The 18,092-nt window shown below is 31.2% G+C and carries 16 protein-coding genes; 11 read left to right on the top strand and 5 right to left on the bottom strand.

What is annotated here, in order from left to right:
- Positions 1-340 precede the first annotated feature (340 nt).
- From DK441_RS24860 to DK441_RS24845, 4 genes are all read left to right on the top strand, one after another.
- Complete coding sequence (locus DK441_RS24860; RefSeq protein ID WP_109853245.1) at positions 341-1,543, top strand: hypothetical protein; 1,203 nt, start codon at positions 341-343, stop codon at positions 1,541-1,543.
- A 15-nt stretch (positions 1,544-1,558) separates the two neighbouring features.
- Positions 1,559-1,921, top strand: a complete 363-nt coding sequence (locus DK441_RS24855; protein WP_109853244.1) for a hypothetical protein — start codon at positions 1,559-1,561, stop codon at positions 1,919-1,921.
- A complete protein-coding gene (locus DK441_RS24850; RefSeq protein WP_109853243.1) occupies positions 1,918-2,568 on the top strand; it encodes a hypothetical protein in 651 nt (216 codons plus the stop codon). Before DK441_RS24855 ends, DK441_RS24850 begins: the two co-directional genes overlap by 4 nt.
- 357 nt (positions 2,569-2,925) lie before the next feature.
- Positions 2,926-4,665, top strand: a complete 1,740-nt coding sequence (locus DK441_RS24845; RefSeq protein WP_109853242.1) for a DNA/RNA non-specific endonuclease — start codon at positions 2,926-2,928, stop codon at positions 4,663-4,665.
- A 231-nt stretch (positions 4,666-4,896) separates the two neighbouring features.
- On the opposite strand, the gene DK441_RS24840 is transcribed toward DK441_RS24845, so the two are convergent.
- Positions 4,897-5,142 (bottom strand): hypothetical protein, encoded by a 246-nt coding sequence (locus tag DK441_RS24840; RefSeq protein ID WP_109853241.1) that lies wholly within the window; start codon positions 5,140-5,142, stop codon positions 4,897-4,899.
- Between the two features lie 7 nt (positions 5,143-5,149).
- A complete protein-coding gene (locus DK441_RS24835; RefSeq protein ID WP_109853240.1) occupies positions 5,150-7,609 on the bottom strand; it encodes a tetratricopeptide repeat protein in 2,460 nt (819 codons plus the stop codon).
- A gap of 389 nt (positions 7,610-7,998) precedes the next feature.
- Here DK441_RS24835 and DK441_RS24830 point away from each other — a divergent pair, with 389 nt between their 5' ends.
- Positions 7,999-8,256, top strand: a complete 258-nt coding sequence (locus DK441_RS24830) for a type II toxin-antitoxin system ParD family antitoxin (RefSeq protein ID WP_109853239.1) — start codon at positions 7,999-8,001, stop codon at positions 8,254-8,256.
- Entirely contained in the window at positions 8,243-8,533 is a 291-nt protein-coding gene (locus DK441_RS24825; RefSeq protein ID WP_109853238.1) for a type II toxin-antitoxin system RelE/ParE family toxin, read from the top strand. The genes DK441_RS24830 and DK441_RS24825 overlap by 14 nt, the downstream gene beginning before the upstream one ends.
- A gap of 466 nt (positions 8,534-8,999) precedes the next feature.
- On the opposite strand, the gene DK441_RS24820 is transcribed toward DK441_RS24825, so the two are convergent.
- Entirely contained in the window at positions 9,000-10,286 is a 1,287-nt protein-coding gene (locus DK441_RS24820; protein WP_109853237.1) for a lipopolysaccharide assembly protein LapB, read from the bottom strand.
- Positions 10,287-10,881: 595 nt separating this feature from the next.
- Here DK441_RS24820 and DK441_RS24810 point away from each other — a divergent pair.
- The 3 genes from DK441_RS24810 to DK441_RS24800 are packed head-to-tail and all read left to right on the top strand — an operon-like array spanning position 10,882 to position 15,508.
- Complete coding sequence (locus DK441_RS24810; RefSeq protein ID WP_109853235.1) at positions 10,882-14,088, top strand: N-6 DNA methylase; 3,207 nt, start codon at positions 10,882-10,884, stop codon at positions 14,086-14,088.
- The gene (locus DK441_RS24805) at positions 14,085-15,185 is read left to right on the top strand and encodes a hypothetical protein (protein WP_109853234.1); all 1,101 of its coding nucleotides are present in this window, start codon (positions 14,085-14,087) and stop codon (positions 15,183-15,185) included. Before DK441_RS24810 ends, DK441_RS24805 begins: the two co-directional genes overlap by 4 nt.
- A complete protein-coding gene (locus DK441_RS24800; protein WP_109853233.1) occupies positions 15,182-15,508 on the top strand; it encodes a hypothetical protein in 327 nt (108 codons plus the stop codon). Before DK441_RS24805 ends, DK441_RS24800 begins: the two co-directional genes overlap by 4 nt.
- Before the next feature lie 88 nt (positions 15,509-15,596).
- On the opposite strand, the gene DK441_RS24795 is transcribed toward DK441_RS24800, so the two are convergent.
- Complete coding sequence (locus DK441_RS24795) at positions 15,597-15,788, bottom strand: hypothetical protein (RefSeq protein WP_109853232.1); 192 nt, start codon at positions 15,786-15,788, stop codon at positions 15,597-15,599.
- 137 nt (positions 15,789-15,925) lie between these two features.
- Between DK441_RS24795 and DK441_RS24790 the strand changes: the two genes are divergently transcribed.
- Complete coding sequence (locus tag DK441_RS24790; RefSeq protein ID WP_109853231.1) at positions 15,926-16,147, top strand: helix-turn-helix transcriptional regulator; 222 nt, start codon at positions 15,926-15,928, stop codon at positions 16,145-16,147.
- Entirely contained in the window at positions 16,147-16,563 is a 417-nt protein-coding gene (locus DK441_RS24785) for a hypothetical protein (protein ID WP_109853230.1), read from the top strand. The genes DK441_RS24790 and DK441_RS24785 overlap by 1 nt, the downstream gene beginning before the upstream one ends.
- Positions 16,564-17,443: 880 nt before the next feature.
- On the opposite strand, the gene DK441_RS24780 is transcribed toward DK441_RS24785, so the two are convergent.
- Complete coding sequence (locus DK441_RS24780) at positions 17,444-18,016, bottom strand: DUF4251 domain-containing protein (RefSeq protein WP_109853229.1); 573 nt, start codon at positions 18,014-18,016, stop codon at positions 17,444-17,446.
- Positions 18,017-18,092 lie beyond the last annotated feature (76 nt).

The raw sequence follows: 18,092 nt of genomic DNA, 5'->3' as shown, positions 1-18,092 counted from the left end.
CACTTTGCTTTGGTTAAAAGCAAAGTTTATGACCTCTAAAGTTTATTTTAAAAGTTTTCTAACGAAAAGATTCTTTATAAATGGTATTTTACTACAATTCTAAAATCACTAAGGAAAACCGTAATTACTTTCTTGTTAATTTTTTATTATATTTAGATTCCTCAAAGTATTTAACACCTACGTTTTTCATCCCCAAGCATGTTTAAAAATACCCAATAATGGGTATATAAATAAATACATAGAAATGCTAATTTTGAAATGAGATAATGCAGTATCAAATATCTAGCCTTTACTATTATTTAATATGAGAACAATATTATTAATCATAAGTTTTTTAATCATGGCCAAAACCACTGCCCAAACTGACAGTACGGATACCACACCCCCTGATTCTGAAGAAGTAAAAGCATTAAAAGAGCTAAAAACGATATCTGACTTAAAGAAAACCATTGCTGAAAATGAAAAAGCAGAACGGACAGCAAAGTTGGATGGACTCAAGTCGCCTTTGACTCTGGATCCGGTAAAATCAAATACTTCGGTAACCGGTGTCCATATTGAAAACGAGATATTGGCTCAAAAGGCGGTTGATAATACTATGGAAAAATTGGTTCAATCCATTTTTACAAGCGATGTGGTAAGTTCCAATTCAAAAAGTTTGCAAAATGTCATCATTTACAATGAGACCATAAAGGCTCAAATAATAGCCTATCAGGAACTCAAGTTAGATTTGAAAGATTTTAAAACCAGATTTGAGCGCGAGTACATAAAGTTAAAGGCTATTGCCAATATACCACTTGACCCCAATGCAAAAAGTATTGATTTAGCTGGTTTTACAGCAACTTTAGTTGGTGTGTATTCACTCATTCAAACTATTGGTGCCTTAAAATCGGCTTTTAATGTAGATCAATCCTTTACAGTTACTGAAAATGAAATTTCACAAGTGTCTATAGCGGCAAGTTTGTTCAAGGCTGTAAATAAGAAATTTAGTGGGGTGAATATAATTTCACCTGTTCATATACCGGTCATACTCAACGGAAATTCTGGGGACTTGTCCATGGCATGGAAGAACATTACAGATACACATACGAAATTTGTTGAATTATCCGAAAAGGTGAAAAAACTTGAAGGAGAAGCCAAAAAAGCACATGCTGATGAAAAGGATGCAAAATTGAAGAAGAAAAGAAAGGAAAGATTGGATGAGATAAGTGCTGGCCTACAGAAGATTTTAGCACAAATTTCTGTCTTTGATACTTTGACAAAACGATTGTATAAAGTTGGGGAGGACAAAAGTAGTTTGCTAGCATCATCAATGCAGATCGAAGCCATTGTTACCAAGTTGAATGAACCCAATTCCTTTATACTTATTGTTGAAGTAGAGGCAAGCGGAACTGCTTTTACAAAAAAGAGTTGGTGGGTGAATAATATCAAGTTTAGCGGTGGGGCACATATTTCCGGATTACTATTTAATGCCGAAGGAACTTTGGTTAGTGCTGCCAAAGAACACTTTGTATTTCCTTTCTACAAGAATGATGAAATTGATTAATCTAATTACTTTTATATGCCAGTGCAGAAAAAAAAACCGGAAAGAAACAAAATACCAAAAGACCAATGGAATTTGGTGATAAGGATTGATGAGAACGGTAATGAAATTACTCTAGAAGATTATGATTCAAACCAAAAGGAGAGAATACTTCCTTTTCAAGCGGATTCCATCTCAGAAGTCGCTAAAAAGGAGCTTGCGCTTAACCGATTGGAAAATGTAAAAAACTATGGTATTTTTCGTTTGCCCGATGTTGGCAAAGTTGACAGAGAGAAGGCCATTCAATTAATCAAAGAGGATTCTGAACATGCAAAATATCTAATACAACTAGAACTCAAAACAATTGATTTGATGGTACAACGCCTAAACTCAGAGGAATGAGCATTATCTACGTAGACGTTAAAAACGATGAAGATAGTACCCAAATAGGGGACTATAGAAAACAACATCTATATAATAACATTCATTCAGATGTTGTTGCTGCTTATGAATCCAATGGAGCCCGAGCCAGCGCTATAAAAAATGGTTGCACTAACCACGCGGAGGCATTATTCACCTTTAGTGGTCATGGCCATTTTGACTATATCAATGATTATGGGCATACCAAAATATTTGATAAAGATGATAATGATTTAGCCAACTATTTGGATGACAAAATTGTCCATCTCCATGCCTGTTTTGCAGGAGATTCACTGGGTCCTGAAATGGTGAGTCAGGGATGCAAGGCATTTTTTGGATATAATGATTATTTTAAAGCACCGCACGAGGATGACCCAGATTACGATCTTATAAGCCACTTTATGCAACCTGATGAAACCTTGGTAATAGAGCTCAATAATGGCGTAACCGCTTCTGCTGCTGCTAATATGGCCATAATAGAGTACGAAAATGCGATTGATGCTATCGACAACAGTAGTCAAAATGGGAATTATCATGTTTTTATTAGGGAAAACAGAGATGCATTTTGTCACCCGAATAGAGATCCGAAATATGGGGATAAATCGGCTACAATTTTGATGGCCGTATGATATAACATCGCTTGCATGACCCTGTTTTAAGTTTTAATTAATTCTCAGGGCTTGAGGGCTTTTTATACAATATAGAATTATAGTTTACAAACGTATATTCTCCTGTTTGGTGAAAATGCTACACTTTGTACTATAATGAATAATTAAATATACTTCTTTCTTTTTAGATTTTTTTCCTTTCCCAAAAGTTTCTTAAAATAATGTAATGGAATACTCTTTTTGTAGCTAGAGCAGAGAAGTGGTAGCAAAGTGTATGGAATGGTATTCTCTCTAAAATATACTCTTTAATGGGTATGGTAGGGTGAGGATTTTTGATATAGTTTTATTCAATAATTATGAATTAAAGTTTATCAATCTATGGACAACACGACAATCCATCCGAAAAGTGAGAACCTTACCCATTTAGTAGATATACACCTTTGGAGAGGAGCACCACAAAATACTGATGAAAACAGGGAAATTCAAATACTTATTAATCATGGATATGTAGTTGGTTTCTCACCAGATCGTCTACAACCAGCTTGGTCGGCTTATCGGGTGGCGCATGCCGATGCTGATGTGAAATATGACCGCCCAATCAATTATTACAATGATTTAAGACTTGATAAGAAATTCCGTATTGGCAAGAAAACTTTTGGGAAAATTGGAGGAATACAACTTAATGTAGGTCATATGACCCCTAATGAAGTTATTAATAGACAATTTGGTAGATTAGCTCAAATGGAGACTTTTTTTATGTCGAATATGAGTCCTCAGTATGCTTCACTTAATAGTGGTGTATGGTTGAAATTAGAAAATGCAATTCGTCAAATAGAAGACAAGCCTAAGGAACATGATCATGTTTGGGCTATTGTCGGTCCGATTTTTGGTGACCAACCAGAAATGATCTATAGAGGAAAAGGCAAACATCTACCTGTTCCTGATGCATACTTCTGTATTACTGTGGATCCATATAGATACCCCTATGACACACTGTCAAAAGCACATATAGATTGCTTTATGATTCCTCAAAATGCACCAGGGAACTCTAGTCCAGAAGATTATCCAGCTACGCTTGAAGAAATTGAGCAGGTTACTAGTTTAAGATTCTTTGATTCTTGGAGCAGGGATATACCATTAGGATTGGTTTCTCAAGAGGAATCTCAATCTGAGAGTAGATTGATGCAAATTCTCAAGCAACATCGACTAAAGGCTGAATCAACGGAATCATCATTGGAAAAGATAAAAAGAGAGGCAAAAACAATCAATGAACTTATTGATGGATTGGTTGCTGAAGCTAACCGTATTAATACTTTGAATAGAGACCTTACAGGAGCAGAGTCCATTCAATTGAGAACTATGCAACATACTATTTCGTGGCTTATCAAAGCTAAGGAAACTTCTCCTGATTCACAGGAATTAAACAATAATACTGAATCACCCAATTTCATAACATATAAGATCATTTCTGATATGGATGGGAAACTTCAACAAGGAGCAAGGACGTCGTGTAATTTTTGGAATCAATTTATTGAACCAAAAAAATCAATCGTAGTTCGCTTAGGAACCTTTACTAGTTTAAGGGGGACAATAGCTCGAGCCTATAAACCCTATGAAAAAGATGGTGTTAGATATGGAATTGTTGAGTTCAATACGAAATTTCTTGGGAGCTACACAGAAAATGATATTGCTGGAACCATTATCCATGAGATTGGACATACATTAGGTATAGGATGGGAAGATTGGGGTAAACTCTTCAATAAAAATACTGGTGAATTCACCTCAAGGGCTATAAATAAATTAGGTGATTTGAAAAGAATGGAAGTAGAAAGAGATGGAGGACCTGGAACAGCATTAGCCCATTGGGATGAAGATAAGTTTGATAAAGAACTTATGACTGGATACAAGAATAATGGGGAATATGTTCTTCCTATTACAATACAACTTATGTCCTTATTGGGACATAAAGTATTGGAACAATTGCAACGAAAAACACCTTTAGATGAACTTTTGAGAAAAGCAGCTAATCACGTTTTTTTTCAACAGGAAGCTGTAAAAAGTATTGACTTGGATTATTTTGAGAAAACTGACCTGTTAGAGACTATTCCTCATGAATGAAGCTGCTTATAAAATAATTTTAATTTTCCCGCTTGTAGAACGATTTTATTCATACAAATAAACTTATTATCAAATACGTGAATTTTGAATCATTCTAAAAGGCTAGTTTTTTTATGGCGTTATGTCACTTTGCTTGGGAGAAAAAACCTATTATGAATAACTACTTTTCTTTTTAGATTTTTTTCCTATCCCAAGTTTCTTTGGCAACTGTAATGGAATACTCTTTTGCTGCTAGGGTAGAAGAGTGGAGGCAAAATGTGTATGGAATGGGATAGACAAACTTAATTTCCTCTTTGCCTTTTCTATATACTCATCTAGCAAATAAGTTTTATCATCAAGTTCTTTTGCTTTATTATAGTATTCCAAAGCTTTTTCATATTCACCATTATCATAATGATGAACACCAAAATTCAGATAACTTCTTAATTTATATCGAGATCCGTAATTGGTTAGTAAACGATTTAGATATATGTACATTATTAATTCATACTATATCTGAAGACATCTGACTAAAAACGGATTCAACCCTTTCCTTTCGGTTGTTACCCTTTATATGGTCCGATATAGCCAAAATTGTGGAAATAGCAGTACCGATTCCAAATACTGAAATATCCAGCAAAAGTAAGGAACCGTCAATAGCTAAGGATTTAACCGTTTCAATAACCAGTCTTTCCTTAATAGGCATTTCCTTTTTGTTTTCGAAACGTTCAGATACGAGTACAGCGCTTTGTAATAAAATTATGTTTTTTCTGATTGTTAGGTTTTTTTCTAGCCTGGTCATATCCATCAACTTAATAAGCAATTTTAAATATGGTATTCCAAGTTTGATACCCTCTCTTATTGCTAAAATGATATCTCTGAAATCATCTTGGTTTTTGGCATTAACCACTAGTTTAATAATGGTTCTGAATTTTTGCTCGGTTTGTACAGTCTCAGATTCCCAGTTACGATCAAACCTCTTTAAAAATTGGGGAAGGAGACCTATTAGTTCATTTTCGGTTATTGGCAGTGTATAGGTAATATTTGGATTATTTATTGTTTCCAAGGCAGTTTTTATCCAAGGATGATATGTGTTGTTTGACAACCATTTATTGCTAATGATTTTGTTTTGTAAAGGAATGTTTAAAAGATAAGGATCAATATAATTTCTGTTTTCAATTGCATAACGAACTTTGTTTGACCACTCTAATAACTCTTCATCAATTTCATCTTTCGAGTCAATTGACCAATTCAAGAAATAACTAAGTTCATTGACAGGTTCTCCAATGAGGTAAGCTGTTATAAAATAAAAATAATGATCAATATTTTCATGTCCGTAATGATTATCTATGTCTTTATCCAGTAGGTAGAAAGCGTTGTGATAATCTCCATTCAAGAAATAAATTAAGTATGATAGACGAAGCCGTTCTTTGTGACTAATATCTACCGGAAGAACAATTTCTTTTTCTCTTAATATCTTGTGAAAAGTTTCAAAATTGTTCTCTTGGATTCCAATTTTTCGAATCAACTTTTCATATAACCTGCTGTCAGTTTTAAAATTATCAAAATTAACATTTAATACATAATTTATGAATACTGTATCCAGATACTTTAATCGTGAAGCATAAATATCTTTGGAGTTTTGATCTGAATATCGAAAATTGATATATTCTATAATTACACTATCTCTATTATCTTGTTTCAAGGCCAAATAGGCGTGCTCTTTAGCCAAATCCTTTTTTTCTTGTTGAAAGAAACATCTTGAAAGCCACATTTGACTTTTTGGATAGATATTATCTTTTGAGTCTTGTATGGACTTCTGGAAACTATTAATTGAATTTTCAAGGTCCTCGTAAGTAAAATAAATCCTTCCTTTGTCGAATGAGGCTAGTGGATAGCCTTTGGGTGAATCCTTTTCAGCCTTGGAAAATGATTTGAGAGCGTTATTCATCTGTCTCAACGATAAGTAAGTTACCCCTTTGTTGAATGAGGAATGAGGATGCCCATTTTCCGAATCATTTTCGGCTTTTGTATAAAATCGAAGCGCTCTTTCAAGATCCCCAAGTTCCTTGTAAATTAATCCTATATACAATGCCGCATCAGGATAACCTTCACTGCGACCCTCGTCGGCTTTTGTAAATGATTCCAGAGCTTTATGTAAAAGCCCTAACCTATGATAAATAAGCCCCTTATTATTAGATGCATCTGGATAACCGTTAGGAGAATCTAATTCTGATTTATTAAATGCCTTTAAAGCCAATTCAAGATTGCCTGATTCCCAATATATGTTTCCCATATTCAGAGTTGCCAATGGATAACCATTTGGTGAATCATTGTCCGCCTTATTAAATGATGCTAAGCTACTTTGCATTTTACCCATTTTTTTGTAAATAAGCCCTTTATTATAGGAGGCATGTGGATAACATTCTGTTGGACTATTCTCACTCTGTGTTAGAAATTCAAGAGCTTTCTCATAATCCCCAAGGTTATCATAAGTAAGCCCTAAATTATTAGAAGCAACTGGGTAGTCATTTTGAGAGTCAGATAATGCCTTTTTATATGCATTCACCGCCTCTTTATATAGTTTCGATTCATAATATATGGCTCCCATTTCACAAGATGCTTCTGGAAATCCATTTGGTGAGTCATTAACAGCTTTTGCAAATGATTTTAGACTGCTTCCAATTTGCCCCAACTTTTTATATGCCAAGCCTTTGTTATGTGAGGCTGAAGGATAAGAGCCACTAATGGAGTAATTTTCGGCATTTGTAAATGAAATAATGGCATTCTCAAATTGATTCGTAAAAAGATAAATATACCCTTTTTGAAATGAGGCTTCCGGATAACCTTGAGGGCTATTTTTTTCTGCAAGGGTGAAAGATTCAATTGCTTCTTTAAATTGCTTTTTTTCTATAAACTTTATTCCTTTTTCATATAGCAATTTACATTGTTCGTTTGTATTCATATTAGTATTCGTTTAAATATAAGTCAAAGCAGGCTGAATTAAAATCCGTATTGGGAATAAATAAAATTAGATATTATTTAACCTGTATCAAAAATTGAGATGTGAGATTTTAAAGATTAAGAACTCATCAAATATACTTAACAACCACTAGATTTAGATACCGTAAAACAAAGCATTAAAATTCCAACTATTGAAGAACTTGAAAAGTATGCTTTAAATAATAATATAAGGTAATGGAATACTTTTTATGCGACGACATAATAGGAGGGAAGCATAATGTGTGTGGAATGGGAATGATTACAAGAGCATTAATTAGGAGCTCTTAATTTTGGAATGTTTAATCAATATTGTATATTACACCAATAGTATGATTATTTAAACATTTGATTATGTCAACAATTAGAAAAACGATCACATTTACAAAGAAGCAGGATAAGTGGATAAAATCTCAAATTAAGGCAGGAGAATTTACAAATGATAGTGAGTATCTTCGTGATTTAGTAAGGCGTGACCAAGCTAAAAAAGCAAAGTTCTCAGCACTTAAAGCTGCTATAACAGAAGGTATGGATAGTGGTATTAGTGATAAGTCTGTTCCAGATATTATGAAAGAAGTCGAAGAACGTATGCGAGCAGATGGGCGTTTATAAATTATCAAGAAAAGCCGAAATTGATCTTGCCAAAATGTATGAATATGGCATTGAAACATTTGGGTTAAAACAAGCCAAGGATTACTTATTAGGAATGCATACACTTTTTCAAGTATTAGCTGATAATACTAATCTTGGGCGTGATGCATCAGAATTTATTCTATCATTAAAGCGATTTTCTTATAAATCTCACACTATTTTTTATTTAGCTACAGATATTGATATTTTAATTGTTCGTGTATTAAACCAAAGTATGGATCATGAAAAGAATTTATAGTCTATAACGCACATCCGAATACAATAAAACAATAATTTTTAAAGTTTAAAACAATTTTATACGAGTTTACAAAATTGATTCACAGGATCAATTTTGTAAAGCTGCGAGATGATGTGACTGGAATTATGACTACTATTTTTGTATCATAATGTACTTGCGTTATGTATTACCCTGAGCTGTCACACTGAGCTTGTCGAAGTATTGCCGAAGGTTCGCTTTGTTTTGTTAAAAAGCTTTTACTAGAACTAATATTCTTTATTTTTTTTCTTTCCAAAAGTTTCTTAAAAATGTAATGGAATACTCTTTTTGCTGAAAAGGTAGAGGAATGGAGGTAAAATGTGTATGGAATGGTTTATTTCTTCTGTTGAATAATTAACTCTCTTTTTAAAATCAAAGTCTTCATCTTTTAGTTTTTTGCTTCTGAATATGAGCTAATTATAGTCTTTTCATTAAGATTCACTTCTTTTTATTTTTGTTTTGTGTCTTTTTGTGATTCAAAGACATTTAACAATTTGTTTTTTAGCTTTTCATCTTTTTCTCTTTGTTCAAACAATTTGTCTAACGCTTTATTTGCTAATGATTTGTAATACGATATCTCCTCATCGGGGTTATCTTTTATCAGTGTTTTAAAGGTGCTAATTGCTTTTTCTATCTCTTCATTCAGCACATAAGCAGTCGCTAAGTACTCCCATGCATACATTTGACTATATGAAGACAATTTGTTATAAATAGACGTTAAATGCTCACAGATTTTTAAAAATTCTGGGTAATTAGGCTTATTGTTTTTATAGATTAAACAAAGGTTTAAAGCACCTGCCTCTGTAGGTAGGATTTGATAACAACGTTTCCACCATTTTTCTGCCTGGTCATAGTCCTTTAACCCCTTATACCATAATCCCAAATAATTGCATGCGCTTTCATGTTCTTTAATAGCTTCCGTTATTTTTTTTGATTTTTTCCCAGTATACGGTTTAATGTCTTCTAAATACGGTTCCAGACTTGCTATAGCTGCTTTATTACGTACCTCTTTACTTTCTCCATCATTTTCCTTGTCAACCAGTATATGTCGTGCTTTAAACAACTCTTTACTAATATCGTTTTTACTTGGGTAATTTGGTAATGGATTAATACCTATTTTCTTAAAAAGGGTTTTTCCTGGTTCTGTGATTTCTTTATTCCAAAGCGACAGCAACAATTTTTTATTTTCATCAGTAGTAACAAAATCAGCTATAACTTTTTTACGAATTGTAGTTTCTGGAATAATTCCTGTATACATAGGCACCATGCACTCCTCGTTAAAATCGCCAAAGCTTTTTATAAAGACCGAGGCACCTTTCATAACATAAGGTTCAATTTCCGTGTCCTCTAATAGCTTTTGTGCTATATTAGCCAGCACAGTACAGTGCTGGAACATCTCAAAATCTGTACTATAGTCGTAACTTTTTTCCCACGCTGCATTTAGTAATGGTGGTCCCCAAAGGTCTTTAACATCCTCTAAAACGTCGCTATTAGACGATTCGTCTATTTTATTTTTTAACACTCGCACCTGATCCTTAGAATAGATTCCTAATGAGTAGTCAACAACAACATAATCGTTATCATCGTCATCATAATCTAGGTACTGGTTTCTTAAAAGGGCAATTTTTTTTATAGACCCTTTTTCATAATCCACTACCTTTTTTAAAAACAAAGATTTGTATTCTTTGAATAGATATTGGGTCATTTCTTCAAACCATTTTATTTCTTCTTTCATCTTTGGGGTTTTATTATTGTATTTGTTGTTAGTTATTTAGAACGTAAATATAATTTAAATTTCAGATCAGTTTTATCCCTGAAAACCGTATAATTTATAAGAATAATACTTCTTCTAAATTAAGGCTCAACGATACCCGCAATTTTTCTCGCATCGGATTCTTTAATAGTAAATAGTTTTAGTTATAAAGTGCTAATAAATTTAATCAATAACAATAAAACCAACTTGATTTTTGTTAATAAAGCAATTTTATACGAGTTTACAAAATTGATCCTGTGAATCAATTTTGTAAAGCTGCGAGATGATGCAGCTGGAATTATGAATTACTATTTTTGTATCATAATGTACTTGCGTTATGCTTTGTCCTGAGCCTGACGAAGGGTCACTTTGCTTTGGTAAAAGCGAAGTTTATACCTCAATTTTCTTTGATTTTTTTCTTTCTAAAAGTTTCTTTAAAAATGTAATGGAATACGCTTTGCCCGAAGTGACGATAGGAGTGAAGCGGGAATGTGTATGTAATGGGAATAAATATTGTATGCAAAATTAATAGCACAATATATTCATAATTAATACCTTTAGGAATTTACACTTTTAAATGGCATTATATCAAAACTCAGTACTTAAAACATATTTAGCATTACAAGACAAAGAACTTGTATTTAAAGCATATAAAAAATTCACAAAATACTTTCACAATTCCGTTAGACAGCAAAATATAAGGGAAATAAAAGAAGAAGGTTTCCAGCAAAAATTTTTAATGGAACTCTTTGTAACTATCTTTGGTTACACCATAAATCCAGACCCAAAATACAATCTTACAACAGAGTTTAAAAACGAAAAAGGAGCAAAAAAAGCAGATGGAGCCATTTTAAAAGATAGCAAAGCTTTAGGAGTTATAGAGCTTAAAAGTACAAAGCTTAAAGATTTAGAAAAGATACGACAACAAGCTTTCGATTATAAAGCTAATCAAACAGGATGTGTTTATGTTATCACTTCCAATTTTGAAAAACTACGCTTTTATATTAATAATGCTGTAGAATTTGAAGAGTTCAATTTGTTTACTCTTACCGAAGAGCAATTTCAATTAATGTATTTGTGCTTAGCAAAAGATAATATTCTTAACAATCTACCTCTTACTATAAAACAAGCTTCTATTCAAAAAGAAAAGAAGATTACTGATGATTTATATAAAGATTATTCACTATTTAAACGTGAGCTATTTCGTGATTTGGTAAAACAGAATATAAAAAACCAAGTTTTTCGTACTGAATTAAATAATGAAGATAAAGAGAAAGGAACAAAAAATATTAAGCGCACATTATTTAAAAAATCACAAAAATTAATAGACCGTTTCCTGTTTATCTTCTTTGCAGAAGACAGCACTTTATTGACTAGTAACTCCACAAAAAAAATACTCGATAAATGGAAAGCAGATAATGACTTTGGAGATGAAAGACCGTTATATAATTTGTTTAAACAGTATTTCAATGATTTAGATACAGGACGTCAAAAGACCAATTCCAGAGAAGAGATTTTTGCCTACAATGGAGGATTGTTTAAACCTGATGCTATTCTCGATAGTTTGTTAATAGATAATGATTTACTTTATAATCACGTTAACACATTGCAATCTAGAGATTTCGAGAGTGAAGTTGATGTAAACATTTTGGGACATATTTTTGAGAACTCTCTAAATGAGATTGAAAGTATAAATGCCGAAATTGATGGTGTTGTTTTTGATAAACAAAAAGCAAAACGTAAAAAAGACGGAGTCTTTTACACCCCTAAGTACATTACCAAATATATAGTAGATAATACAGTTGGTAAACTATGTAGTGAAAAGAAAGAAGAGCTAGGAATTTCAAATATTGATACTGGGAAAAATTACTTATTAAAAGAAAGACGTACTGTTAAAAAAGAAATTCAAGTTCAAACTGGACAAGGGATTGTTAAAACAATTAAAAAGATAAAGACCAATGTCTCTGTTGAAGGTTATAAATTAATTGAAATAATAGAAACTTATCGTTCTTGGTTATTACAAATTACAATTTGTGACCCAGCTTGTGGCTCTGGAGCTTTCCTTAATCAATCATTAGATTTTTTAATTAAGGAACACGGAGAATTAGATGAATTGATGTCTATTGTACAAGGTAAATCAATGGTGTTTCCCGATATTGAAAACACGGTATTGGAGAATAATATTTATGGCGTAGATTTAAATGAAGAATCTGTTGAAATAGCAAAACTCTCATTATGGTTACGTACTGCTCAACCAAGACGTAAACTAAACAGTTTAAGTAACAATATTAAATGCGGAAACTCTTTAATAGATAGTAAAACTGTAGCAGGAGATAAATCTTTTAAATGGGAAGAAGAGTTTCCAAAAATATTTGCTAAAGGTGGCTTTGATGTGATAATTGGTAATCCTCCTTATGGAATATTTTTAGATTCTAATGAAGAAGAATATTATAAAAAGAATTTCCCTTTAACTAATTATAAAATAAACTTATACATTTTATTTATTGAAAGAATATTTCAAATTTTTGAAAAAGGTCTTGTACATTTTATCATTCCTAAATCATTGCTTTTCAATACATACTTTGAGAATATAAGACGACATCTTTTAGAAAAATCTAAAGTTCACGAAATATTTATGTTAGCTGAAAAAGTATTTCCTGATGCAGAAGTAGGAGGAAGTCTAATTTTGAAATTTGAGAGGAATACAAATAATAACGAAAAAGAAAAAATTAAATTAATATCTGCTGATACTTATTTTGATTTTGAAGGCAATAAATGTATAATTAATGATATTGAACAATCATTCTTTCTTAATACACCTCACTGTGAGATTTCTCCAATTGTTAAAGGAGGAAGTAAGCTGCTTATTAAATTACGCAGATATAAATCAATTAAGGATTATTACAAATTAAAAAATGGTCTTAATCCAGGAAACATAAAACACATATTGGTTTCAGATAATAAAGAATCTGATAAACATAAACCTATTATTTGGGGAAAAGAGTTTAATAGTTATAGCTCAAATTGGGGAGGACAATATGTAAACTATGACCCAAATTTAGCTGATAACCTAACTTTAGATGACATAAAAAGTAAAGAAGGAATGAAAAAGCAAACTCGAATAGATTTTGCTCTTAGAACTCCAGACCTATTCGAAAACACAAAACTTCTAGTTAGAAAGACAGGTGATAGGTTCGTAGTTACAAAAGATACTGAAAACTTATATTTTGATACTTTAGTACACGGTATTTATCAAATTGATGAGAATTACAGTTTAGATTTCTTATTAGCTGTACTCAACTCAAAGCCTGCTACTTCTTTTTATAGATTATTACACGATATAAAAGGAAAAGTATTTGCTAAAATAAGTTTAGACAAGCTAGGTTCATTCCCATTACCAGAAGGAACTAAAGAGTTAAGAAATATCCTTTCTGAAAAAGCAACAAATATGCTCACTACTAGAGCCAAAATAAATAAAAAACTATCAAACTTTTTACAATATTTAACTTCTCAATTCTCAATAGAAAAATTCTCTAAGAAACTTCAAAGTTGGCACGAGTTAGAATTTGAAGACTTTATTAAAGAACTCAACAAAGCTATTAAAAAAGCAGGAAGAGAGAAGCTTACCAAGCTAGATGAAATGGAGTGGATGGAAGTTTTTGAAACCAAAAAGGCAGAGGCTCAACAATTAAAATCTCAGATTGATAAATTGGACAAAGAAATAGACCGAATGGTTTATGAGTTATATGGATTGAATGAAGAGGAAATTAAAATTATATTATGATTAAGAAAATAAAACAATATAAAATACTAATCACAGTAGCATCTATATTAACTTTAGTTATTGTATTATTTTTAACTATTGACGCTGTCAATGAAACGAATAATTGGAAATGGTTTAGTGTAGATTTTGATAAAAGAAACCACATTATTTCAGCTTATGGTGCTTTAATTGGAGGTGTTTTAGCTTTTCTATCAATTTTATTTGTTATTTATCAAGTTCTAGAACAAAGAGAACAAATATTAAAAGAAAAAAAAGAAACACGAGAGGAAAAAGTTGAAGAGCAAAGGGATTTATTAAAATTAATTAGTAGTTTTTTAGGTTCAATAATTGGAGACATAAAACACCAAGGTAAAGACCTTAAAACTTTTTATAAAAAAGAATTGCTACACCCAACTTTATCAAATCAAACTTATTTTACAGTTAATGAAAATTTTAATAGAATAATTGAAATGGATTATATGACTGTTTATAGGTCATTTAGGCATTTTTTTAAAGATGAAAAAGATTGGGAAAAGAAATTTCTTAATTTTTATAGAAATATCGATTTTTATTTAAAAATTACTCCGCATATAAGAGAAAAATATTCTTCTCAAATGGAAGAAAAAGTAAGACTTAAATATTCTATTCAAACAAATATCCAATCTTTTCTTACAGACTTACATAACATTAGAAATAAATACATTCAGACTTATCACATACCTCCTTATAACCTTTTTAATTTTCCTTATTTTAAATCATTAACAGATTTTTGGTTAAATTATAGAAACTATACAGATTATATAAATAATAGTATTAATAACTCTACAATTGATTCTGATTTAACAGATTTAAAAATCACATATTATGAACCATTATTTAACGAGTTATTATTGTTGCAAAAAAATCGTGTGCCTTTTGAAATTGACGGTATAGAAAAACTAACACAAGATTTAGGTACAATTATTATTAAAATAAAACAATTAGAAGTATTTGCTATAAATTATGCAAAGGATATAAAAAAATATTGTGATTCTTATTACGTAGAAGATAATGTAAACTTAAAAAACTTAATCGAATTAAAAGAATTAATTGATTTAACTCAAAAAAAAAAGAAATGACTGAAGAAAAGCTTGAAGAACAATTAAAAAGAGCGTATGAGCTTCGTGATTTTGAAATAACGCATTACTGGAAAAGAGCTCAGTATTTTTGGGGGTTTCTTGCTGTAATTTATGCAGGTTTTTTTGCTTCATTAATAGCTTATAGCAAAGAAAATAAAATTGATATTGAATATATTTTAATTATTTGTTCTATTGGCTGTTTTTTTTCTTTTGCTTGGTATCTTGTAAATAGAGGGAGTAAAAGATGGCAAGAACATTGGGAAAATATAATAAATGAATTAGAAGAAAAACTTAACAAACTGTTATACTTTATTCTATCATAATATTATCATTGTCAAGTGTTGTATTAATTTATTTATTTATTTGGTAAAGGAAGAAAAGGAAATGATGAATAAATCAATATTTATATTATTATTTACCACTCCCATAATTAACTCGTTTCTTAAAATCAATTACTTCATCCTTTAATTTTTTATTAGCATTTTCAATTAATTCATTTTGAAGCTTCATAATACGTAATAAGTCATGAATCGCATTTAAATTATCTAATTGCGTATGTACTATCTGTTCTAGCTGTGCTTTTGTATATCTTGAACTTGGCATTATTCTTGTTTTAAGATTAAATATTCCGATTATCAGAACAAATATACATAAATACGGATAAAATAAAAATCAAGAGTTCATAAAATCGGAATAATTTATCTTATTATGTAAATTTATGTTCTTAAAAACAGACAATAATGACCGAATTAGGTTTATTCCTATCAAGAAAATCAGTTAATCGTTCCGATGTTTCTAGAAAAACAGGAATTAGCAAGACTAGACTTAGTGAGTTAGCTAATAATGAACGTACTAAGCTTAGAGCAGATGAATTATATCTAATTGCTTTAGCAATAGATGTTGACCCTTGTGAAGTATTTAAACAAGTTTGTAAAGACCTTAAATTAAAAGAAGAAATCTAATGTCTTCTTTAATTATAGATTTCCTAAAATCTGAATTAACAAGTTTTGACATAGAATTAACAGCAAAACTCGATGGGAGGGAAGAGGTTGATTTTTTAATTGGAACTAACCATTTATATCTAAAATCAATAGATTTAGATACTACACAACGCAGTATTAAAATATCCAAACAAGATTTAGGAGAATTAAAAGATAGCTTGTTTGTCGCTTTAGTTTTAATAATAGATAAAAAACCGAAGGTTATTTATTTAATCCCATCAAAACAATTATCACAGTCTCATAGTAATATCTTTATAGAAAACGAAGTGAGTTTAATGCCTAGTTTATCTAATTGGGAGATTAAAGTATCTAGTAATACCATTCCAGAACTAAGCAAATTCGCATTAGAAAATATGATTGACAAACTAAAAGCTTAATCATAGTTAAAACGGCCTCATAAAACTTTGGTAAAACAATAGGCGAGAGAGCGTACATATTTTAGAGGGCTAGTAATACCTTTTATTAATAGTTCTAGTGTTTAAGGCTAGTTCAAAGGAATCTTAACGAGTTACAATGTTTTCTAAAATATAGCGATTGAGCCGTACATTGTTTCTAAAGTTTTGTGCAGCCTTGATACTTCGACAAGCTCAGCACAGGTTTTTTTGTTCTTTTGACATTTACCCTGAGTTTATCGAAGGGTCAAGACAAAAAGATATGCAAACCTTTAAAATGTTTAATCTGTGTTCTGTGGCTAGCATGTGCATAGAAATTATCTCGTTAGAGTAATTTTATGCTTATGCGGCAACGTCACGAGAATCGCATAAAAACTTTTTGCACGTATATTTTATCAAATACGCGATTTGTAAGCTACCTAAAAGTATTTGCTTTTTTTGGTGTGGGCTATGCGGGTTGGATATTGTGTGTAAAAATAAATGCCATATCAGGCATTTTAATTTTTATAAAACAATCGAGCGCATAGGCAGCGGCAATTTTACATAACGGCAACTGCGAAGCATATCACGAACTCATCTAAAAAAATATTAACCTTGTAAGTAAATTATAGCTACAAATATAAAAAGCTGCGGGTTGATGTGGCTGGGAACATTATAGCTACGAATATAAATTGAAACTTAGGTCGTAAAACAGCTGTTACATAAATGCTGACGATATAGACCTAAAGGCGCTATATCTGCATCTATGTAAAATAGAACAGAAAAAGTTCTATTCGCTGTTTTACTCATATTATATATTTGTACTATAATTTATATTATGTAAAATAGAATATTTGAATGCTTCTCTACTATTGATTCAATCAGACTAATTATTCGATACTGCAGTATGATTCTTATCTTCTAATTTTGATACTATACCTCTATATCGTATCGATGTTCGGTAATTGCTCTGTATCATAATTTCACTTCTCAAACTTGGATATAGTATTATCGATATTCTAAGCCATTCTGTAGCGTTCCTAATTTCAAAATTCATCGAATACCGTTGCTTTTTTTCATTATATGTAACTTTAGCATGTTCTGGTACACCATCAAATTCTATATTATTATTTTTATTATTGAAACCTGCAGACATTTGACGTTCTCCATAGTATGGCAAATCCACAGAGATGCTATCTCCCAGGATTCTAAAATGATTAAAATTTCCGATTAGGTTTATATTATTCCCTGTACTTCCTACAGGTAGTAACCCGCTATTGGCCAATGCGTTAAAACTATTGCTCGCTACTGGTGAGGCCCAATCCGATATAATCTCGAGTTTTTTTTGCGCTACTAATTCATCTAATGCTTTACTTTGCTCTGTAGATACCGCCAGATTTTGTGAACTTCCACAACTCATTAGTAAACAGCTTGTAAGTAGTATAAAAAGAGTTTTCATTTTTATGATTATATTACTAATTATTGCATCAAATAATATACCATTTTTTTAAATATCAATACGTTTTTTTAACATA

The sequence above is a fragment of the Aquimarina sp. AU58 genome (assembly GCF_900312745.1).
In the GTDB taxonomy this organism is placed as follows: Bacteria; Bacteroidota; Bacteroidia; order Flavobacteriales; family Flavobacteriaceae; genus Aquimarina; species Aquimarina spinulae.
Note: the sequence above shows the minus strand (reverse complement) of the source record. Positions and strands in the feature narration are given on the sequence as shown.